The sequence below is a fragment of the Mycobacteroides sp. H001 genome, from assembly GCF_001440005.1.
Lineage (GTDB): Bacteria > Actinomycetota > Actinomycetes > Mycobacteriales > Mycobacteriaceae > Mycobacterium > Mycobacterium gwanakae.
The window spans coordinates 98,146-118,397 of sequence record NZ_LJYH01000029.1 but is presented as its reverse complement, the minus strand read 5'-3'; the positions used below and the strand labels follow the sequence as shown (position 1 = coordinate 118,397).

23 protein-coding genes and 2 pseudogenes are annotated in these 20,252 nt (G+C 64.4%); 8 read left to right on the top strand and 17 right to left on the bottom strand.

Annotation, left to right across the window (positions count from 1 at the left end; all coding sequences use genetic code 11):
• Window positions 1-27: 27 nt before the first annotated feature.
• Complete coding sequence (locus AOT83_RS12820) at window positions 28-807, bottom strand: SDR family NAD(P)-dependent oxidoreductase (protein ID WP_030095957.1); 780 nt, start codon at window positions 805-807, stop codon at window positions 28-30.
• A gap of 59 nt (window positions 808-866) precedes the next feature.
• On the opposite strand from AOT83_RS12820, the gene AOT83_RS12815 reads away from it, so the two are divergent.
• Entirely contained in the window at window positions 867-1,307 is a 441-nt protein-coding gene (locus AOT83_RS12815; RefSeq protein WP_030095958.1) for a nuclear transport factor 2 family protein, read from the top strand.
• Here the strand turns inward: AOT83_RS12815 and AOT83_RS12810 are convergent.
• Window positions 1,276-2,163: an LLM class F420-dependent oxidoreductase gene (locus tag AOT83_RS12810; RefSeq protein ID WP_030095959.1), complete on the bottom strand. Its 888-nt coding sequence runs from the start codon at window positions 2,161-2,163 to the stop codon at window positions 1,276-1,278. The two genes, AOT83_RS12815 and AOT83_RS12810, sit on opposite strands and share 32 nt — an antisense overlap.
• Before the next feature lie 52 nt (window positions 2,164-2,215).
• Between AOT83_RS12810 and AOT83_RS12805 the strand changes: the two genes are divergently transcribed.
• Genes AOT83_RS12805 through AOT83_RS12790 form a run of 4 tightly spaced genes read left to right on the top strand, consistent with a single transcriptional unit; the run spans window position 2,216 to window position 6,411 of the window.
• A complete protein-coding gene (locus AOT83_RS12805; RefSeq protein ID WP_046252276.1) occupies window positions 2,216-3,610 on the top strand; it encodes a sugar porter family MFS transporter in 1,395 nt (464 codons plus the stop codon).
• Window positions 3,595-4,497: a BadF/BadG/BcrA/BcrD ATPase family protein gene (locus AOT83_RS12800; RefSeq protein WP_101312319.1), complete on the top strand. Its 903-nt coding sequence runs from the start codon at window positions 3,595-3,597 to the stop codon at window positions 4,495-4,497. The genes AOT83_RS12805 and AOT83_RS12800 overlap by 16 nt, the downstream gene beginning before the upstream one ends.
• A 14-nt stretch (window positions 4,498-4,511) precedes the next feature.
• A complete protein-coding gene (locus tag AOT83_RS12795) occupies window positions 4,512-5,525 on the top strand; it encodes an SIS domain-containing protein (protein ID WP_030095962.1) in 1,014 nt (337 codons plus the stop codon).
• A gap of 1 nt (window position 5,526) precedes the next feature.
• Window positions 5,527-6,411 carry an amidohydrolase family protein gene (locus tag AOT83_RS12790; protein WP_057963571.1) on the top strand — a complete coding sequence of 295 codons (885 nt, stop codon included), beginning with the start codon at window positions 5,527-5,529 and terminating at the stop codon, window positions 6,409-6,411.
• Here the strand turns inward: AOT83_RS12790 and AOT83_RS26850 are convergent.
• The 4 genes and pseudogenes from AOT83_RS26850 to AOT83_RS12770 form a co-directional block, all read right to left on the bottom strand.
• Window positions 6,399-7,040, bottom strand: a pseudogene (locus tag AOT83_RS26850) (sensor domain-containing protein); the annotation flags it as partial. The gene AOT83_RS12790 and the pseudogene AOT83_RS26850 overlap by 13 nt on opposite strands.
• Before the next feature lie 3 nt (window positions 7,041-7,043).
• Window positions 7,044-7,706, bottom strand: a complete 663-nt coding sequence (locus AOT83_RS12780) for a sensor domain-containing protein (RefSeq protein WP_057963585.1) — start codon at window positions 7,704-7,706, stop codon at window positions 7,044-7,046.
• Between the two features lie 43 nt (window positions 7,707-7,749).
• A complete protein-coding gene (locus AOT83_RS12775; protein WP_057963569.1) occupies window positions 7,750-8,676 on the bottom strand; it encodes a PfkB family carbohydrate kinase in 927 nt (308 codons plus the stop codon).
• Between the two features lie 49 nt (window positions 8,677-8,725).
• Window positions 8,726-9,379 carry a sensor domain-containing protein gene (locus AOT83_RS12770; RefSeq protein ID WP_057963568.1) on the bottom strand — a complete coding sequence of 218 codons (654 nt, stop codon included), beginning with the start codon at window positions 9,377-9,379 and terminating at the stop codon, window positions 8,726-8,728.
• Window positions 9,380-9,501: 122 nt separating this feature from the next.
• Here AOT83_RS12770 and AOT83_RS12765 point away from each other — a divergent pair, with 122 nt between their 5' ends.
• The gene (locus tag AOT83_RS12765; protein ID WP_057963567.1) at window positions 9,502-10,116 is read left to right on the top strand and encodes an isoprenylcysteine carboxylmethyltransferase family protein; all 615 of its coding nucleotides are present in this window, start codon (window positions 9,502-9,504) and stop codon (window positions 10,114-10,116) included.
• On the opposite strand, the gene AOT83_RS12760 is transcribed toward AOT83_RS12765, so the two are convergent.
• Window positions 10,100-11,425, bottom strand: coding sequence for an ammonium transporter (locus AOT83_RS12760; RefSeq protein ID WP_030095969.1), 1,326 nt, complete (start codon window positions 11,423-11,425; stop codon window positions 10,100-10,102). The two genes, AOT83_RS12765 and AOT83_RS12760, sit on opposite strands and share 17 nt — an antisense overlap.
• A gap of 182 nt (window positions 11,426-11,607) precedes the next feature.
• Here AOT83_RS12760 and AOT83_RS12755 point away from each other — a divergent pair, with 182 nt between their 5' ends.
• Window positions 11,608-12,741, top strand: coding sequence for a nitronate monooxygenase family protein (locus tag AOT83_RS12755; protein WP_030095970.1), 1,134 nt, complete (start codon window positions 11,608-11,610; stop codon window positions 12,739-12,741).
• Here AOT83_RS12755 and AOT83_RS12750 read toward each other — a convergent pair.
• From AOT83_RS12750 to AOT83_RS12720, 7 genes and pseudogenes are all read right to left on the bottom strand, one after another.
• A pseudogene (locus AOT83_RS12750) lies at window positions 12,716-13,087 on the bottom strand (DUF6199 family natural product biosynthesis protein). The gene AOT83_RS12755 and the pseudogene AOT83_RS12750 overlap by 26 nt on opposite strands.
• A gap of 8 nt (window positions 13,088-13,095) precedes the next feature.
• On the bottom strand, window positions 13,096-13,743 hold the full coding sequence (locus AOT83_RS12745) for a sensor domain-containing protein (RefSeq protein WP_057963566.1): 648 nt from the start codon (window positions 13,741-13,743) through the stop codon (window positions 13,096-13,098).
• On the bottom strand, window positions 13,740-14,354 hold the full coding sequence (locus AOT83_RS12740) for a sensor domain-containing protein (RefSeq protein ID WP_057963565.1): 615 nt from the start codon (window positions 14,352-14,354) through the stop codon (window positions 13,740-13,742). Before AOT83_RS12740 ends, AOT83_RS12745 begins: the two co-directional genes overlap by 4 nt.
• The gene (locus AOT83_RS12735; protein WP_030095973.1) at window positions 14,354-14,782 is read right to left on the bottom strand and encodes an organic hydroperoxide resistance protein; all 429 of its coding nucleotides are present in this window, start codon (window positions 14,780-14,782) and stop codon (window positions 14,354-14,356) included. The genes AOT83_RS12740 and AOT83_RS12735 overlap by 1 nt, the downstream gene beginning before the upstream one ends.
• 62 nt (window positions 14,783-14,844) lie before the next feature.
• Window positions 14,845-16,308, bottom strand: coding sequence for a catalase (locus AOT83_RS12730; protein ID WP_057963564.1), 1,464 nt, complete (start codon window positions 16,306-16,308; stop codon window positions 14,845-14,847).
• A 21-nt stretch (window positions 16,309-16,329) separates the two neighbouring features.
• Window positions 16,330-16,758 carry a Fur family transcriptional regulator gene (locus AOT83_RS12725; protein ID WP_030095975.1) on the bottom strand — a complete coding sequence of 143 codons (429 nt, stop codon included), beginning with the start codon at window positions 16,756-16,758 and terminating at the stop codon, window positions 16,330-16,332.
• Window positions 16,759-16,804: 46 nt separating this feature from the next.
• Complete coding sequence (locus AOT83_RS12720; RefSeq protein WP_030095976.1) at window positions 16,805-17,155, bottom strand: DMT family protein; 351 nt, start codon at window positions 17,153-17,155, stop codon at window positions 16,805-16,807.
• Between the two features lie 56 nt (window positions 17,156-17,211).
• Between AOT83_RS12720 and AOT83_RS12715 the strand changes: the two genes are divergently transcribed.
• Complete coding sequence (locus tag AOT83_RS12715; protein WP_057963563.1) at window positions 17,212-18,045, top strand: alpha/beta fold hydrolase; 834 nt, start codon at window positions 17,212-17,214, stop codon at window positions 18,043-18,045.
• On the opposite strand, the gene AOT83_RS12710 is transcribed toward AOT83_RS12715, so the two are convergent.
• The 3 genes from AOT83_RS12710 to AOT83_RS12700 all read right to left on the bottom strand — a co-directional run bounded on the left by AOT83_RS12710 (window position 18,042) and on the right by AOT83_RS12700 (window position 20,245).
• Window positions 18,042-18,527 carry a hypothetical protein gene (locus tag AOT83_RS12710; protein ID WP_030095978.1) on the bottom strand — a complete coding sequence of 162 codons (486 nt, stop codon included), beginning with the start codon at window positions 18,525-18,527 and terminating at the stop codon, window positions 18,042-18,044. The two genes, AOT83_RS12715 and AOT83_RS12710, sit on opposite strands and share 4 nt — an antisense overlap.
• A 63-nt stretch (window positions 18,528-18,590) precedes the next feature.
• Complete coding sequence (locus AOT83_RS12705; protein WP_308290158.1) at window positions 18,591-19,676, bottom strand: DUF4185 domain-containing protein; 1,086 nt, start codon at window positions 19,674-19,676, stop codon at window positions 18,591-18,593.
• A 155-nt stretch (window positions 19,677-19,831) separates the two neighbouring features.
• On the bottom strand, window positions 19,832-20,245 hold the full coding sequence (locus tag AOT83_RS12700; protein WP_125911129.1) for a hypothetical protein: 414 nt from the start codon (window positions 20,243-20,245) through the stop codon (window positions 19,832-19,834).
• Window positions 20,246-20,252: the final 7 nt, after the last annotated feature.

Sequence of the window (20,252 nt, the reverse complement as noted above, 5' to 3'; positions counted from 1 at the left end):
TGTTCCATAGGCCACCGACAAGTAGCGCTACTTCGGCTGGAGGCGGGCTCCGCCGTCGATGCGAATCGTCTCGGCATTCATGTAGCTGTTGGTGACGAGCTCCAGCGCCAGCGAGGCGAATTCCTCGGGGTTGCCCAGGCGCTGCGGGTAGAGCACGTTCGGTGCCAGGCGGTCCTTGAACTGTTGCGCGGAGTCGCCCTCACCGTAGATCGGGGTGTCGATGAGACCCGGCGCGATGGTGTTGACACGGATGCCCACGACCGACAGATCACGCGCGATCGGCAGCGTCATGCCCACGATTCCGCCCTTGGACGCCGAGTAGGCGGCCTGGCCGATCTGGCCGTCGAACGCCGCGACTGAGGCGGTGTTGACGATGGCGCCGCGCTCACCGAACTCGTCGACCGGCTCTTCCTGGCTGATCGCGGTGGCCGCGAGACGGATCAGGTTGAACGAGCCGATCAGGTTGATACCGATGACCTTGGAGAAGATGTCCAGCGAGTGTGCCGAGGCGTACTGCCCGTCCTTGCCGATGGTGCGGCCGGGCCAGCCGACGCCCGCGCAGTTGATGAGGACGCGCACCGGGCCCAGCTCCTTGGCGGCGTCGACGGCGGCGATACCGTCGGCCTCGCTGGTGACATCGGTGTGCACGAACGCGCCACCGAGTTCCTTGGCCAGAGCCTCACCCTTTTCGTCCTGGACGTCGGCGATGACGACCTTGGCGCCCTGCTCAGCGAGCAGGCGAGCAGTTGCGGCACCCAGACCCGAGGCGCCACCCGTGACGATTGCAGACACACCATTGATATCCATGAGCCGCACCCTAACCGATCAGTTGGTTGGGAGATCGAGGCCCCATAGTCTTTGTATCCGTGACCGATGACCGACTCGCCATCCAGGATCTCGTCGCCCGGTATGCCAGCGCCGCGGACCGCCGCGACGTCGACGCGCTCGTCGCACTGTTCTCGGCTGACGCCGAACTGATCCGGCCCCCGGCCCTGCTACGCACAGGTGATTCGGCAGCCCTGAGGGGCCGCGAGGCGATCGCGGATTCGATTGTCGCGGCCCTCACGCCGCTGCATGCGACGTATCACCTCGTGGGCCAGCAGACGGCCGCAGTCCGCGGCGACGCCGCGACGGGCGAGGTCTATTGCATGGCCCACCACATCTACCTGCGCGGCGACCAGCATCACGACAACGTGATGGCCGTCCGCTACCTCGACACCTATGAGCGCGGAGCCGCCGGTTGGCTCTTCACCCGCCGCGAGCCGGTCGTGGTGTTCAGCGAGGACCGGCCAGTTCGAGTCGGCTAGCGCACGCGGCCATCTCCTCGAGCACCGCTTCCAGCGTCGTGGCGCGCCGCGACGCGGACAGCAGGATTCTTCCCGCACCGCTCCGGTGCGCCTGCTCCAGCGCCGCCTGGTCCACGCGATGCAGACCATGCCCCAGTACGAGGTCGATACCCGCGGGATCTCGACCCGCATCCGTAGCAGCGGCCCGCATGACATTGAGCGCGGCCGACAGTTCCTCACCAACTAGACCCAGCGGTTGAAAGCCATCGCCCAGCCGCCCCGCGCGCCGTGCCGCGGCCTTGCTGTGCCCACCGATGTACAGCGGAACACCTTGTGGCCGAATAGGCTTGGGGTAGGAATAGGCGTTGTGGAACCGGTAGAAATCCCCGTCATATGCAGCAGGCCCATCGGTTGACCACAGTGTGCGCATCACCGCGACGGCTTCATCGGTAGCCGCGCCGCGATGGTCGAAGTCGCCCCCGCACGCCTCGATCTCCTCACGCATCCATCCGACTCCCAGGCAGACCCGCAGCCGCCCCCGGCTCAATCGGTCCAGGGTCGCCAGACGTTTGGCCAGCACCACGGGGTGATGGTCGGGTAGCACCAGCACCCCGGTGGAAAGACCCAGTGTCGTGGTGGCACCCGCGACAAACGACAGCAGCTCCAGCGGGTCGGGGATGTCGACATCATCGGACAGGTGTGACTGACCGGTCGGTGAGTACGGGTAGGTGCTCTGCGTGTCTCCGATAACGACCGCATGCTCCACCACGGAGATCTCCGTGAATCCCAGCCGCTCTGCGGCACGCGCGAATTCGAGGATCTTGTCGGGTTCCGCGGTCATCCCGAGCTCTACCGGAGCAACAACACCGATCTTCACCGCCACCTCCAATAACCCGTGCCTGCCGCATCCTCAGTGTCTAATACGTGGGATGAGCCTGATCACCGACCTCCGCTCAACATCACGTCTGGGTCTGATGGTGGCCGTGACGGCCGCAGCGGTGGGTGTCATCTACGGATACGACTCCTCGAACATCGCGGGTGCGCTGCTGTTCCTGACCGACGATCTACATCTGTCCACCAATGACCAGCAGGTGGCCGCCACCGCGGTGGTGATCGGCGAGATCGTGGGCGCACTCATCGGCGGCCCACTGTCCAACAAGATCGGCCGGAAACGGTCAATGGTCCTGGTGGCGGCGACGTTTGGAATCTTCTCGCTGCTCTCCGCACTGGCCGTCGACCTGAACACCCTGGTCGCTGCGCGATTCTTGCTCGGGCTCACGGTGGGTGTGTCGGTGGTGGTGGTTCCCGTATTCGTCGCCGAGTCCTCCCCCACCAAGATCCGGGGTTCGATGCTGGTGCTCTACCAACTGGCCTGCGTAACAGGGATCATCGCCGGGTACCTCATCGCCTGGGCGTTGTCGTCAACGGGCAGCTGGCGACTGATGCTGGGTCTGGCAGCCATCCCCGCCGTGCTGGTATTGATCGCCCTGCGCAAGCTCCCCGATACGGCTCGCTGGTACATGATGCGTGGCGACCGCGCACGGGCACGCGAGATCCTCACCACGGTGGATCCCGATATCGACGTCGACCACGAGCTCGATGAGATCGCCGACGCCCTGCGGTCCGAAGGCGGTGGTTCGGTGCTGGCACGACTCAAAGAGATGGTGACGCCGCCCTACAACAGAGCAACTTTTTTCGTTGTCGGCCTTGGGTTCTTCATTCAGATCACCGGCATCAACGCTGTCGTCTACTACGGGCCTCGCATCTTCGAGGCGATGGGCATGTCCGGATATTTCGCCAAGCTCGGTCTGCCCGCGCTCGTTCAGGTGGCAGCGCTGCTGGCGGTATTCGTGTCCATGTCGACCATCGACCGGATGGGCCGCCGTCCCATCCTCATGATCGGCATCACCATCATGATCATCGCCGACGCCCTGCTGGTCACCGTATTCGCAATCGGTGGATCATCATTCGGCGGCGTGCTGACAGTTCTCGGCTTCCTGGGAATCGTGCTCATCGCGGTGGGCTTCACCTTCGGGTTCGGCTCGCTGGTGTGGGTGTACGCGGGCGAGAGCTTCCCGGCACGGCTGCGCTCCTACGGGGCCAGCGCCATGCTGACTTCGGACCTGGTGGCCAATGCCGTTGTCTCCATGTATTTCTTGACGTTGTTAACCGCACTCGGCGGCACCGTGGCGTTCGGGGTCTTCGGCGCTCTGGCGTTGGCCGCCCTCGTGTTCGTCTATCTGTTGGCACCGGAAACCAAGGGCCGCAACCTTGAGGAGATCCGGCATTTCTGGGAAAGCGGAGGCAAGTGGCCCGAGGCGTAGTAGTTGGGATAGATATCGGCGGGTCCAAGACCCGCGCACTGGCCGTCGCGGACGGCAAGGTGATCGGCGAGGCGCTGGCAGGTAGCGCCAATTTGCAGTCGGTGAGCGAGGAGCAGGCGAAAACCGTTTTCGCAGACATCTTTTCCGAGTTGAACCGGGACGATGTCTCCCGCGTAAGCGCCGGGTCGGCCGGAGTGGATACCCCCGAGGGCGCGCAGGCCCTGATTCGGCTGCTGCAACCGTATGCACCTCACGCCGACATCACCGCGGTGCACGATACGCAGCTCATCCTGGCGGCGGGTGGCCTCACGGCCGGCATCGCGGTGATATCCGGTACCGGATCGGTGGCCTGGGGGAAACGCGGCGACGGCGCGACCGCGCGAGTCGGCGGTTGGGGCTACCTGCTCGGGGACGACGGCAGCGGCTACGGCGTGTCCAGATCTGCTGTGCGGCACGCTCTCTCTTTGTCCGATCGGGGCGATCCTCCCGACGCGCTCTCGCAACGGTTCACCACAGAGTGCGGTGTCACCGAGCCCGCACAGCTGCTGGATCATTTCTATGCCCACCCCGAACGCCGGTACTGGGCCAAGATGGCAGGGCTTGTCTTCGACCTCGCCTCGGCAGGTGATGACGCCGCACAGGTGATCACCAGGCAAACAGCCATCGACTTGGCCGCCTTGATCGAGGGTGTCTGCCTACGATTGGGCCCTGGACTGCCTGTGGTACTCGGCGGGGGCCTACTGGTCAACCAACCGGGCCTCGTCGCCGATATCATCGAACGTACACGCAGCACCGGTGTTTCGGATATCGCTGTGCTGCAACGCGAACCGGTGTTTGGAGCATTGGCCCTGGCCGGGGTCGATGTCGACGGATTGGAGAAGGCATGACCGCGGGGACGCATATGGCTGACGAGATCCGCCAACAGCCTGCCGTATGGGGGCGGCTGCTTTCGGAGGGCCGATCAGGCATCGCGGAGGTAGCAGCCAAGATCGTCGATTACCGGCCCCGCTTCGTGCTCTTCGTCGCGCGCGGCACCAGCGACCACGCCGCGCTGTACGGCAAGTACCTCACCGAGATCATCCTGCAGGTCCCGGCCGGTCTGGCCTCCCCTTCGACCATGACGACCTACGGTGCGCGGCCCGATCTTTCGGGTGTGCTGGTAATCGGAGTCAGTCAATCGGGGGGCTCCCCCGACCTGGTGCAGACGCTGTCGGTGGCACGCGAGCAGGGAGCGCTGACCGTTGCCGTGACCAACGCCCCGAAATCTGCGCTGGCCACCGCTGCCGAACACCACGTGGACGTGTTGGCCGGCCCTGAACTGGCGGTTGCGGCCACTAAGTCGTACACGGCGCAATTGCTGGCGCTGTATCTGCTGCTCACCGATGTGGCGGGCCGCGATAACACCGCGGCCGCCCTGCTCCCGGAACGCGGTGAGGAAATCCTGCACAGCGCCGTGGTGCAGCAGCTGGCTACCCGGTACCGCTTCGCCTCACGCCTGGTCACCACTGGTCGCGGCTACTCATACCCCACCGCACGCGAAGCCGCCCTCAAGCTGATGGAAACGAGTTATCTTTCTGCCCAGGCATTCTCCGGGGCAGATCTGTTGCATGGCCCGTTGGCCATGATCGATCCGCAGGTACCGGTGATCGCGATCGTGCCCGATGGGGTTGGCGGCCGGGCCATGAACGACGTGCTGCACCGGTTGGCCGGACGCGGAGCCGATGTGTGCTGCGTGGGATCGGCGGACGCGGTGGCAGCCACCGGGCTGGGCGTCACCCTGGAGCCGACGCTCGAGGAGCTTTCGCCCATGTTGGCCATCATTCCGCTGCAGCTGCTTGCCCTGCAATTGGCGATCGGCCGCGGAGAAGACCCTGATGTACCACGAGGTCTATCCAAGGTGACCGAAACGCTCTGACATGACAGTGCCCGGATTCTTCGATATGCACGTGCACGGCGGTGGCGGCGCATCATTTGGAGACAATCCGGACGCCAATCACACTGCCGCAGAATGGCATCGGTCCCACGGCACCGACGGCATGCTGGCCAGCCTGGTGACTCTGGCGCCCGATGACCTGCTCAACGCCGTGCGCGTGCTTGCCGGCACGGCGGGCACCGGGGGTATCGCCGGTATACACCTGGAAGGCCCCTGGCTGTCGCCGCGATATGCCGGAGCTCACGATCCGCGGCTGCTGCGCGAACCGGACCTTGCCGAGCTCGAGCGGCTACTGGACGCGGGCGCCGGGCATATTCGGATGGTCACCATCGCGCCCGAGCTCCCGGGCGCCATCCCGGCGATCGAGTTGCTTGTCGCGCGCGGCGTAGTGGCGGCAGTGGGGCATACCGATGCCACGTATGAGCAGACCTTGCAGGCCATTTCGTCCGGTGCCACCGTCGCCACTCATCTGTTCAACGCCATGCGCCCGATCCACCATCGCGAGCCCGGCCCCATCCCGGCACTCCTGGAGAGCCCGGCGGTGACCATCGAGTTGATCGCCGATGGCGTACACATCCACCCCGCGATCTACCGAACGGTGCTGGCCGCAGTGGGACCAGACCGAATCGCTCTTGTCACCGACGCGATGTGCGCCGCCGGAATGCCCGATGGTGCTTATCAATTGGGCCAGCTGCCGGTCACCGTCGCAGCTGGCGAGGCGCGGCTGCCCGACGGCACCATTGCCGGCAGCACCGCGAGCATGGCGGACCTGTATCGGTTCGCGGTGGCACAGGCAGGTCCCGAGGTGGCCGACCTGCAGACGTCCGTCAATCCCCTTCGCGCGGTGCGTGTTCGGGCCGCTTCGTAGCGGGGCCCGATGATCCTGGTGATGCGCAAAACACGTTCGTAACGCTCGGGACCGTCCGAGCATGTCCGCATGTCAGTCACGGTGTTACGGACTCTGACCAGTAGATGCGTACAGGCCTTACGCACTCCGTTATCGGCGATCATCACGTACGGACCGACGATCGCGTCATCATCACGGCGCAGCGCACTGATCATGTATCGCCACTGGAAGCCGTCACGCACTGTTTGGTTCGCGCACCGCTGCCACAAATCCATTTCACTGGAAGCGAAGTCGCGGGCCTCGTCGTCAGAGGGGAAGACCGCAACGCTTTGCGAGACCTGGACGGTCCACGGAGCCGCATCTTCGAGCTGCTGGTCATGCGCGGCCATGTACGGCGCGCGGTCGTAGGTGGCGATGGACGCGCGAACCACGCTGCCACAATCGGGTCTGTCCGTCGACAGATCTGGCAGCGCATTGAGCCGATTGACCGTCGGGAAGCCAACTCCCAGCACCGACGACGCCTCTTGCGGCGTCACCATCAGGTCATCGATCGCGGCGGGCGGCACGATCGAACCCGGATCCGCATGCGCGGGTGACGCCAAAAGCATCCCCGCCATCGTCGTCACGACCGCCCATGCCGGAACTCTCATGACTTATGCCTCCCACACTCGTGGACCGACGATCTTCATCAATTCGAATGCCCGCTCACCGTCACTCTTGGAAACCGTTGAGCACGTTCGGATATCAATGGTGACGTTGCGCTCGCTGAGAAGCACATGCTGACATGACGCATACGCCGAATCGTTCCGTGAATAGCCGACCGCGAGCAGGTTGTCGACCTGCGTGACATCCCGAATATCCACCGTCGCCACCAGAGTGGTGCCATCGATGGCCAGCTCGGAGACGTTGATGGTCTGATGTTCACACGCCCGCCAGCGATCGGCCTCGCTGTGCGCGAAGTCGCGGGCCTCCGCATCGGTGCCGAAGACGGCCACGCTCTGATCGACCAGGGTGAACCAGCCGGCGTGATCCCAGAGTGCCTGGGAATGCGCGGCCACGTAAGGGGACCTGTCATAGCTCGACACCGAAGCCAACACCACACTTCCGCAGTCCGGGCGATCGGTATCCAATGCGAAGGTGGCACTTTGCCGCTGGACATTGGGCAGAGCCACGCCCATCACCCGTTCGGCCTCTCGCTGGGTGAGCATCAGGCGGTCGATCGCCGAAGGCGGCACATGGGGCGATGGTTCGGCGGCTGCGACAGCCGGGTGCAGGACGCCGAGTACCGCCACCAGTGCCCCCACCACTGATCGCATGCTCACCCCCTGGCCTCGGCCCCCGATTCTTGTGTATTGAACTCTAGGACCCGATGCGGCGCAGCTCGTTGGCCAGCTCAGCCGAATCGGGCGGCTGTGCTCCGGAACGGGTGCAGGTGATCGCCGCCGCCACCGCCGCACGGTGCAGCGCCTCGGACAGCTCAAGCCGCCGCTGATAGAACCCGTCAAGGAAGGCGCCGGTGTACGTGTCCCCGGCACCGACGGTGTCCACAACGCTGACCTGGTGGGCGGGGATGCGCAGCGGCGAGGATTCGCCCCGCCGGAAGGCCAGCGAGCCCGCCGCACCGCAGGTGATCAACGCGATCCGGATGCGGGGGTAATCATCGAACCAGCGGCCCACCACACCCGCGATCGATACGCCCGGGTACAGGAACTGGAGGTCTTCGGTGCTGGCCCGCGCCACCTCCGCGAGAGCCAGCCACGAAGTGATGCGCTCGATATACGTCTGGCGGTCGCCCAGGAGCGTTGGGCGCACATTCACATCGAAAATGAGTGGAGCGTCCGAATAGTGCTCGACTATCCAGGCCCGCAGCGCCTCGCGCCCTGGCCAGAGGACGCTGGCGATCGAGCCCGCCCATACCGCCACCGGCGCGAGCGCCGCAACAGGAAGCGATGGTGGAGCAACATTATTGGTGGTTCCCTGCCAATAGAACCGGTACTGGGCGACACCCAGCTCGTCGACTTCCGCGATGGCCAATGTCGTAGGAACGTCATGACGTATCACCAACGACTCGTCGACACCCGCCGCGGTCAGGTTGTCGATGCACCGGCGCCCGAAGACGTCGTGAGACACCTGCGTGAGAAGAGCGGTTCGCGTGCCAAGCCTGGCGGCGGCGATCGCGGTGTTGTACGGACCACCGCCTGGTACCGAGCGCCACAATCCGTCGGCCGCGGGCACCACGTCGACCAGCGTCTCGCCGCAGACGACGAGGCCATCTCTGTCGGGCACGCATCGAGGCTACCCGAGAGAGGTTTTGTCACAGCATCTTTGAGTGTTCCTACGCCTGAGCCACCCACGGCAGCAGGGCCTGGATGAGGTCGAGTGCACGGTTCCCGTCGCGCTGACCACAAACCCGCACGTCGATAGCCACGTTCCGTAGTGGCGCGAGCGCGTGCTGGCAGTACATGGCTCCGCCGTAATCCGTCGGCCACGCGTACCCGACCACCAGAACCTCCTGCACCTGGACGATCTTGCGAAGCTGCACCCATTCACGACGCGTGCTTCCGTCAGGTTGCGGCAGGAGCGAAGTGACCCGCTGGTTTTCGCAGGCCCGCCAGCGATCCGCCTCACCGAGCGCGAAGTTCGTCGCATCCGACCACTCGGGAAAGATCACCATGCTCTGGTCCACCAAGCGCGTCCAGCTCGGCCCGTCCGTCAATGACCGGTACCGCCCAGACAAGTAATTGGAGGATTCGTAACTGGCTGCCGACGCCAAAACCACACTGCCGCATTCGGGTCTGTCGGTCCGGTCCGACACCAGCCCGGCCCAATCTCCGGACACAGACATGCCGGACCCCATGACGGGACTCACGTCCCCGGGCTCAAGCATCAGACCGGGGAGCGCGTCCACCAGCACCGGTAACTCGTCAGGATTCGCCGAGGCGGTGCCCGACGACGCCGCCATCGCCAGCACACAAAGAACCGACGCCACCCCCAGAACAGACCTCATAACCGCAGGAGCCTAGACGAGCAGCGGGAATGACCCCCTGGGTTATTGACACTCCTCTCGAAATATTGTTCCATGCGAATGTATGCATTAATGGAGGGAAGTTCATGGCCGTGGCAGCGCTCGTCGTCTATCTGGTCTTCATCGCCGCCGGGCTGGGCTGGAAGAGCTACCGACAGTGGCGAGCCACCGGCTCCACCGGCGTCCGCGGATTCCACGGACGCCCCGGGTCACGCGAATGGTTCGCGGGGGTGGGATTCATCGCCGCGATAATCGCCGCCCTGTTCGCACCCATCCTGCAGCTGGCGGGACTTATCGCGCCCCTTCCCGCGCTGGATCATCGATCCCTTCAGATCGCGGGGATCGCACTGGCGGCAACGGGAATCGTCGCCACAATCGGGGCGCAGCAGACCATGGGCGAATCGTGGCGGATTGGCGTCGACACCCGTGAGACCACCACGTTGGTGAGCAGCGGCGTTTTCGGCTGGGTGCGCAACCCGATCTTCACGGCAATGCTGACCTTCGCGGCCGGATCGGTCCTCATGACCCCGAACCTGTTGGCCCTCAGCGGTTTCGTATTGCTCGCCGCCTCGATCGAACTGCAGGTGCGGGTGGTCGAAGAGCCGTATCTACTCGCGACACATGGCAAGACCTACCGCGACTACGGATCCCGGGTCGGACGATTTCTACCCGGGATCGGCAGATTCAGAGCCCCGGGTTGATGAGCCCACCACCGCGGGTGGTGGCCAGCTCATAGGCCGACTCCGCGTGCTCGGCGTCGTCGAGACCATCGGACTCGTGCTGCGGATGCGACCGAATGCCCATGGAATGGCGCAGGCCCAGCCCGATGACCCCGGTGACCGCAACCGAGTAGGCGAGCACCGCCGCCACGCCCACCAGCTGCAGCCAGAACTGATGCAACCCGCCGCCGTACAGCAGCCCATTGACACCGGCGGGGGCCGCGGCACTGCCGACAACACCGATCATCAACGTACCGACCACGCCACCCACCAGGTGCACACCTACCACGTCGAGCGAATCGTCATATCCCAGACGGTATTTCAGTTCGATGGCGAGAGAGCTCACCGCACCGGCCACCGCACCGATCACCAGCGCGCCGATGGGCGTGACCGCGGCGCACGAAGGCGTGATGGCCACCAAACCCGCGACGACGCCCGAGGCCGCACCGAATGAGGTGGGCTTGCCGTGCCGGACCTTTTCAACCAGCAGCCAGGCTGCCATCGACATGGCGCCCGCACCCAGGGTGTTGGCGATGACGATCGCGGCGGTGCCATCGGCGGCCAACGCCGAACCGGCGTTGAACCCGAACCAGCCGAACCACAGCAGCCCGGCACCGAGCATGACGGCAGGCAGGTTGTGGGGGCGCATGGCCTCGCGCGGCCATCCGCGCCGCTTGCCAAGAACGATGGCCAGCGCCAATCCGGCAGCACCCGAATTGATCTCCACGGCCGTACCACCCGCGAAGTCGAGGACGCCCAAGTTCGCGAGCCATCCGCTCTTGTCGGCAGTGGTGCCCTCAACCGCGAATACCCAGTGCGCCACCGGGAAGTACACCAGAGTTGCCCACAGTGCCGTGAACGCGATCCACGGCAGGAAGCGCATCCGGTCGGCAACCGCACCCGCGATGAGCGCCACCGTCACCATGGCGAACCCCGCCTGGAACATGACGAACACCAGCGCCGGAATGTTGGTCGGGCCCCACAGCGGCACCGAGGGGGCCTTGTAGTCGCCCTCGAACAGATGCTGCAATCCGGCGAACTGGAACGGATCGCCGAGTAGTCCGCCACCGATGTCGGTACCGAACGCCATCGAGTACCCAAAGGCCACCCAGAGCACCCACACCACGGCGACGGCCGAGAAGCACATCATCATCATGTTGAGGACGCTCTTGGCGCGCACCATGCCGCCATAGAAGAAGGCCAGCGCCGGGGTCATCAGGAGCACCAGCGCGGCACTCGTCAGAACCCAGGCGGTATTGGCCGCGTCCGGCACTCCCATATGCGGAAACATGCGCTGGCTACTCCCGGCTCGTGCGATTAGGTCAGCGTGAGTGTAGGGAAGCCGCCGGACGGGCGTGCAGGACCTGTTCTAAACTAGAACACGTTCCAGTTTTTAGACCCTCCTACTAGTCCGCTGCCGGGACCCCATCCCGCCATCCGCCTGCCCCTCTTCCCATCACCCAAGGAGAAGTCATGCACACCCCGATCTGCGACGAACTCGGTATCGAGTTCCCGATTTTCGCCTTCACCCACTGCCGGGACGTCGTCGTCGCGGTGAGCAAGGCCGGTGGCTTCGGCGTGCTGGGCGCCGTCGGATTCACCCCCGAACAGCTCGAAATCGAGCTGAACTGGATCGACGAGCACATCGGTGACCATCCCTATGGCGTCGACATCGTCATCCCCAACAAGTACGAGGGCATGGACGCGAACATGTCGGCCGAAGAGCTCACCAAGATGCTCCAGTCGATGGTTCCGCAGGAGCATCTGGATTTCGGCCGCAAGCTGCTGGCCGACCACGGAGTACCCGTCGAAGAGGGCAACGACAACGCCCTGCAACTGCTGGGCTGGACCGAAGCCACCGCGACCCCCCAGGTGGAGATCGCGCTGCGCCATCCCAAGATGACGCTCATCGCCAACGCGCTCGGCACCCCGCCGCCCGACATGATCAAGCACATCCACGACGCCGGCCGCAAGGTCGCGGCGTTGTGCGGTTCGCCCAAGCAGGCCCGCAAGCATGCCGACGCCGGGGTGGACATCGTCATCGCCCAGGGCGGCGAGGGTGGCGGCCACTGCGGTGAAGTCGGCTCGATCGTGCTGTGGCCGCAGGTGGTCAAGGAGATCGCACCGGTGCCCGTGCTGGCCGCCGGGGGTATCGGCAGCGGCTACCAGATCGCCGCGGCGCTGGCCATGGGTGCGCAGGGCGCATGGAGCGGCTCGCAGTGGCTCATGGTCGAGGAGGCCGAGAACACCGCGGTGCAACAGGACACCTACGTCAAGGCCACCAGCCGCGACACCGTGCGGAGCCGGTCCTTCACGGGCAAGCCGTGCCGGATGCTCAAGAACGATTGGACCGAGGCCTGGCAGACCGAGGGCAATCCCGAACCGCTGGGAATGCCCTTGCAGTACATGGTTTCCGGGATGGCGGTGGCAGCCACTCACAAGTTCCCGGATCAGACCATCGACGTCGCCTTCAACCCGATCGGCCAGGTCGTCGGCCAGTTCACCAAGGTGGAGAAGTCGGCCGCGGTCATCGAGCGTTGGGTCCAGGAGTACCTGGAGGCCACCAACACGCTCAACGAACTCAATGAGGCCGCCGCGTCGGTGTAAGGACCAATCGAGTGTGTGGATCGTGTCGCTTTCCGGCCGGATGTCGACACGATCCGCACACTCAACTATCCAGCGCGCTTGTGATCGACGCAGAGCTGGCCGGCGGCATCAGATCTCGATACTTCCGGTCGGCCTGCACCATCTTGTACCCAACCACCACCAGCACGACCAGACCCACAACACCGCCGATCCGCGTCATCGCGTAGGCGGCCTCGCTGGGCTCGTTGGCTTCGGGGTTCCGGTATTTCCAGGAAGACAGCACCTGCCACTGGCTCTTCGGATCAAAAATCGACCACAACAAAAACGGGACGACGATAAGCCCCAGAAAAAGAAGCAATCCCCCCACACCTACCCCTACTGGCCCAGGCCGTTTTGCATCGTGTTGGCCAGCACGTTCACCGCAAGGCTGCCGTTCCCCGGCTGGCAGACCTTGGCCTGAAGCAACACATTCTCGCGCCTGCGGGTCTGGTTGAAGCAGCGACGGTCGAGACCGGCCTCCTCCTTCATCCACGCGGCGTCGGCGGCACCGGCCGCGGGTCCTGTGAATGTCCACACCTCGCGTCGGCCGTCATTCAGGAGCAAGGTGGCCGTCTGACCGGAGCATCCTTGAGTGCGGTCCACCACTCGATGGAATGCGCGGTCAGCGGCATCGTTGTTGGCGAACACCCCGATCGACTGCTTGACCAAATGCGTTGCATCCGTGGCCGAGTCTTGCGTCGTCGCACCCCGGAACGAGGCCAGATCCGGATCGGCGTACACCTCATCGAGCCCAATATCCGACCAGTTGTTGCATTCGGGGATATCCACCGAGAACGCCTGGAACGGCTGGGTGAACTCACTATGCGACCCGAGCTGCGCCCCCAGGACATTGCTCACCGATCCGCGCGCGAGCACCGCATAGTTCACGACGCCCGGATCGGATGGACGAGCTCCCGCAACGGGGGCCAGCGCGAGCGCGACCACCGTCGCAGTAGTCACCGCCGAGGCGATCTTGATGGTCATGCCCGTCCCTCCATGGCATCGGCGAGGGCTGCGGCGATGTTCTCGCCATTCTTCGGCACACACGCCTTCACCTGCAATAACACCTCGCGCTTCGCACGCATCTGCACGTAGCAAGTAGCCCCGGTGGCGCTGGCCATCGACCAGCTGGCCGTGGTGTCTCCCGACTTGCCCTTGGTGATGGTCCATGTTTCCCGCGCACCCTGACCATCGGTCACATCCAGAGGTACGCCGTAGCAGTTGTCCATGAACAACAGCGCGACAACCGGATCCACCGCGGCGATCGGGCGCTGAAAAACCCCCACCGCCTGCTTCACGGAATACGTTGTGTCCGAATTTGATTTCCGTGACGTCTGCCCGCGATACTCGGCCAATTCGCCGTTACCGTTGAACACCTCGTCCAGCCCCACATCGACGAAGCTCAGACAACTCGGTTCGCTCACCTGATAGCCGGCCGTCGGAGATTCGACAGTCCGGATGACGGGAAGCTCGGTGCCGACGATCGAATTCACCACCTTGGGCTTAAGCACGACGGCATCCGGGCCAACCGCCTGGGCCGCCGGCGCGAACACCAAGGCCAGCGCCGATACCCCCGCGACGACGAACCCGCGCATCAGACCCGCGCCTTGACCGTCACCTCGATGTTGCCGCGGGTCGCGTTGGAGTACGGGCACACCTCATGCGCCTGCTCCAACAGGTCATCGGCGACCTCCTGGGACAGCCCCGGCAGGTAGCCATCCAGCTCGGCCGACAGATCGAATCCGCCCTCCGGGGTCTTGGAGATTCCCACCTTCGCGGTGATCGATGTCGCGGGGTCGAGCTGCACCTTCGCGATACGCGCCACCAGATTGAGTGCGCTCAAGAAACACGCCGAGTACCCGGCCGCGAACAACTGCTCAGGATTGGTGCCTTCGCCGTTGCCGCCCATTGCTTTTGGAATTCGGGTGTCTAGATCTATCCGGCCATCCGACGAGCGCACATGCCCGTCACGGCCTCCCCCGGTCGACGTGGCTTCTGCGGTGTAGACGGCCTCATTGGACATACGACGAGCATACGGATGGCGCCGGCCCCCTTGAAGAGAACCGGCGCCATCCAAGAACTCCCCTACTGCGCGTCGAGACCGGCGCGAACACCCTCTTCGACGGCCTTGCCCAGCTCCGGATCTACGTTCTTCCAGTATTCGAACACCCGGGACAGCACGGGTTCACTGACGCCGCCCAGCACATGGCCCACGATGTTGCTCGCCAGCCGCGCGCGCTGTTCATCGTCCAGCACCTCACGGACCAAGGTTCCGGCTTGGACGAAGTCGTCGTCCTCGGCGTGCTGGACATACCCGGCACGCACGGCGGTGCCGTCGAAATCCCACACCCCCAGGTCGCCCGCTGCCTGCGGATCGGCATGCGGACCCCCGAAAGAGTTGGGGGCGTATACCGGAACCTCGGGATCATTGAAGTGATATCGCATCGCGCCCTCCTTGGAGTAGGAATTCACGGTCGCGGCCCGCGCCTCGTTGGGCGGCAACTGCGCATAGTTGGTGCCGATCCGGTACCGATGTGCGTCGGCGTAGGCAAACACCCGGCCGAGCAGCATCTTGTCGGGTGAGAAGCCTATTCCCGGAACGATATTCGATGGTTCGAAGGCAGCCTGCTCGATGTCGACGAAGTAGTTCCCCGGGTTGCGATTGAGCGTCCACTTGCCGACCTCGATCAAGGGGTAGTCCTTCTTGGACCAGACCTTGGTCAGATCGAACGGATTGAACCGGTATCCCTGTGCCTCGGCCACCGGCATGATCTGCACATGGAGGGTCCAGCTCGGAAAATTGCCTTGCTCGATCGCATCCCACAGATCGCGACGATGTGCGTCGGCGTCGGATCCGGCGAGTGCATCCGCTTCCTGCTGGGTCAGGAAATCCTGGCCCTGATCGGTCCGGAAGTGGTACTTCACCCAGAAACGCTCCCCCTCTGCGTTGACCCACTGATAGGTGTGCGAGCCGTATCCGTTCATGTGGCGGTAGTTCTTCGGGATCCCGCGATCACCCATCAACCAGGTGACCTGGTGTGCCGTCTCGGGACGCAGCGTCCAAAAATCCCACTGCATGTTGTGGTCCCGCAATCCTGATCCCGGCAACCGCTTCTGCGAGCGGATGAAGTCCGGGAACTTGATGGCATCGCGAATGAAGAAGACGGGGGTGTTGTTACCGACCAGGTCGTAATTGCCGTCCTCGGTATAGAACTTGATGGCGAAACCACGCGGGTCACGCCAGGTATCGGGACTTCCCTGTTCGCCTGCCACCGTCGAAAAGCGCACCAGTGACGCTGTTTTCGCACCCGGCTGAAACAGCTTGGCCTTGGTGTACTTCGAGACGTCCGCGGTGACGACGAGCTCTCCGTACGCGCCGGCACCCTTGGCGTGCACGATGCGCTCGGGAACGCGTTCCCGGTTGAACTGCGCAAGCTTTTCGATCAGATAGTGGTCATGCAACAGAACCGGGCCCTGGATGCCCGCGGTCAACGACTCATCGTCGCTCTCCACTGCGATTCCGGTGTTCGTGGTTGTACGGATGGACATGAAAACCTCCTCGAAACCTGATTAATTGGGCTGACATTCGGGGCACAGGCCCCAGAACACGATTTCGGCCTCGTCGACCACGAACCCCGCGGTGTGTGACGGCTCCAGGCACGGCGCATGCCCGACGGTGCAGTCCACATCGGTGACGGCACCGCAACGGCGACAGACCAGATGGTGATGGTTGTCGCCGATACGCGTCTCAAAGAGCGCCGCGGAACCAGCCGGTTCGATACGTCGCACCAGCCCGGCGCTCACACAGGCCTTGAGCACGTCATAGACGGCCTGTGTGGACACCTTCCCAAGATCGGCACGCACCACCATCGCGATGACATCTGCGGTTGAATGTGGATGCGCCGCAATCGCGTTCAGAACCGCGACGCGCGGAGCCGTGACACGCAGTCCCGCCCTGCGCAATGCAGCGGCTGGGGCGGGGGGCTGTACTGCGGTCACCTCACCAGTATGCGCCTTTTCTGGAATGAGTCAAGAAATGGTGTCTCTATCCGAACGGGCCGTTGAATACGAAGTAGGCCCCGGCGGCGATCAATACGAACCCCACCAGGTGATTCAGGGTGAGCTTCTCCCCCAGGTACCACACCGCGAAACCGAGAAACACCGTCAGCGTGATGACCTCTTGCATCGCCTTGAGTTCGGCGCCCGAATACACCTCACTGCCAAGACGATTCGCGGGAACTGCCAGGCAGTACTCGAAGAATGCGATGAACCAGCTGACGAGCACCACCACCCACAACGGGTGATCCTTGAATTTCAGATGCCCGTACCAGGCAAAGGTCATGAAGATGTTTGAGCAGATGAGCAGCACTGGCGGCAGGAACCGGGCAGCAATCATGTCCACATTCTGCAGATCTTCCCTGTCAACCGCCCACAACCGCTAGCCTGCTGCGCATGAGCGGTGCCGCATTGCAGGACCGGTACGTCCAGAGCTGCCTCGGCGGACTGCATGTGCGGGTCGGCGGTAACGGGCCCGCCATCCTCTTCTGGCCCAGCCTGCTGATGACCGGGTCCATGTGGACCGAACAGGCCCGATACTTCGCCGACCGCTACACCGTGATCCTCGTCGACCCGCCCGGCCATGGTGACAGCCAGGCCCTGCACCGAATGTTCCGATTCGAAGACTGCGCACACAGCATCGAACAAATCCTCGACACCCTCGGCATCGAGCGCGCACACATCGTCGGCAATTCCTGGGGCGGAATGATCGGGGGAACCTTCGCGGCACTGCATCCCGGCCGTGCCGGAGCGTCCGTCTTGATGAACGCCACCGCCTCGCGCGCGAACATGCGTCAGACCGTCGAGTTTCGGCTGCTCACCGAGATAGTCCGGCTGCTGGGCAGATTCCGCGAACCGCTCACCACCCGCGCTGTGAAGGCCTTTATCGGCCCCACCATCATGCGCGAGCGCCCCCAGGTAGAACAGGCGATCCGCGCCGAACTGCGCGATCTCAACGTCGACTCGGTCTATTGGGCGGTCAACAGCGTGGTTCCGGCACGGCCCGACCAACGCGAGCTGTTCGGGCGCATCAGCACACCGATCCTGGTTGTCGCCGGGCGTGAGGATCCCACCTTTCCCGTCGCCGAGACCGAGCTGATGGCCGAAGCGATCCCCGGCGCCGAGTTCGTGATCATGGAGAACACCGGACATCTGGCCGCATTGGAACGCCCCGACGAGGTCAACGCACTGATCGACGAGTTCCTCAAGCGGCACCCGCTGGAGGGCTAGAGCGCCCGTGCCCTGCGCATGTCCTCGATGGCCCCGGCCCGGTCGCCCAGCTCGTTTCGGATTACCGCACGCAGCGCGAGCGCATCGGCGAATCCGGACTCGATATCGAGGGCCTCATCGACCGCCGAGAGGGCTTCGTTTGGTTTGCTGGCGCCCTTGAGCGTCCACGCGTGGGCGTAGTGGTTGATGGCGTCATGGCCGCCGTATCGCACGGCAGAGAGTGCGCAATCAATCGCATCGAAGTGCCGCCCCATGCTGCCGAGGCAGTAGGCCAGAATGCGCCAGGCCCGGGAATTCTTGTGCTCCAGCTCCAGTGCGTCATTGGCGAGACGCAACGCCTCGCTGTCGTCTCCTGACGCCAGAGCCTCGCTTGCGCGGGTTGCCAGCTCCTCAGCGTCCACAGATTCGAAGGTACGCGAACCCTGCCCGCCGGTTATCCACTCATCGGCGGCGATGTCGATCAAGGTTCCGCTAGCAATCATCGGCAACCATCCTAACCAGCCGTCATAGACGTGTCGATAACTCTGGTGACAAGCGGATGTTAGTTAGCCCACACCGGCCCGCAACGGGTTCACCGCGAATTCGATCACCCGATAGGGGGCATGGTCGCGCGAATCGGTGTTCCACTGGCTGACGTAAATGCTGAGCCGATCAAGCGTGGAGTCCGGCCCGATATATCCGCCATACGGCTGGGCCAAGGTGTTGTCCCACGACTCGGGCAGCTCGTCGGCGACCTCGGGCCAAGCCCCGGCGTTCACCACCGTGGTCGCCGGTACCGCGCCGAGCCGCGTGGGGTTGTCGGCAACCCGCACCTCGACGTTGCCCGTGGTCTGGTTGAAGTAGGACAGCACCGCCTGTCCGTCGACCATCTTCATGCTCAGCTCGCCCAGGTGGTCATCCCACAACGGCGTCACGGTGGCACCCCAGGTCCATCTGCCCTGAGCGTCGGCGCCCCACCCCTGCCACGTCGCGCGGTCGGTGAACGTGTCCGGCTTGGCCCGGTACAGAACCACGGGTCGCGAACGATCGAATCCGTCGCTGACGATGTACACCCACCCCTTCGGCGACTCAGGGGTCCATAGCGGGTCGTAATAGCCGCTGATCTGAGTCTGCTGGCCATTCGCGTAATCACCGGGTCGTACCGATCCGGGCACCGTCGGCCATCCGGCACGGAAGGGGTCAGGCTTCACCAACCGTGTCGACTGCGGAACCAAGTTCTTGGTGACGGCGATGAACAGCCAGTTAGTGCCGTTGATGTCGATGACGCCCGAGGGAAGTTGCGAGAATCCCGGCGGCGTCGGGTCTTCCAAAAGTGGGCGGTCGGTGCCCAGCACACCGGAGTGACGCACACCGGATGCGTTCGGCACCGTTTCCGTGTCGACGCGTAGCGCCACCGGCGAGTACCAGCCGCCGTATCCCACGCCCTGCCCTGCGAAGCTGTCACCACAGATCTGCAGCATGCCGCCGGTGAAAACCATGAACTCACACAGATCGGTGGCACCCAGGTTGTAGTCGGAGGTCGCGGTGCCCGTTCCCGCGACCGGTCCAACGCGCACCACCTCACCGGGGTCCAGCGCAGGCAGCGACGCGGGCTGCAGCGGGTCAGCGAATGCGGCTGGGAAGCAGGGCAATTGCAGGCTTGTGAACGTCAGGAGCGCGGTCAGCAGGATCGTGCTGCCCCTGATGCGCCGCACGCCTCATCTCCCATCCGACGCCAAGGCGCCACTAACCATCCCAGGACAGGGTAGCCAGTGGCGCCGGGCAGTCGGATCGCGATGGACCCGGGTCAGGGGCGCGGCGCGGAGGGTGCGGGTGGCGTGGAGGGCGCGGGCGGCGGCGGCTGGTCGCGCCGGTCCTGACGCTCGGGCGGCTGCGGCGGGATGAACGCGGGACCGCGCTCGATGATGACCGGCCCACCAGGGGGAAGCATCGGAGGCTGACCGTCCCGCTGGAACATCATGTGCCGGCCGTGCTCACCGGGGCCACCAGGACCGCCGTGCCCACCATTCCCGCACTGCGAGCCGGCCAGCACGCCGAGACCGAAGGTGACGCCGAGGATCACGAATGCACCCGCGACGATGCCGACAACGGCGGCGATCTTCACCAGCAAGGTGTTACTCGCCGAACGCGGCGCGGGTGCGGGTGCCTGCGGAACAGACACCGGATTCGTTGGTGTATCGGGATTGTCTGGAGTTGTCATGCCCCGA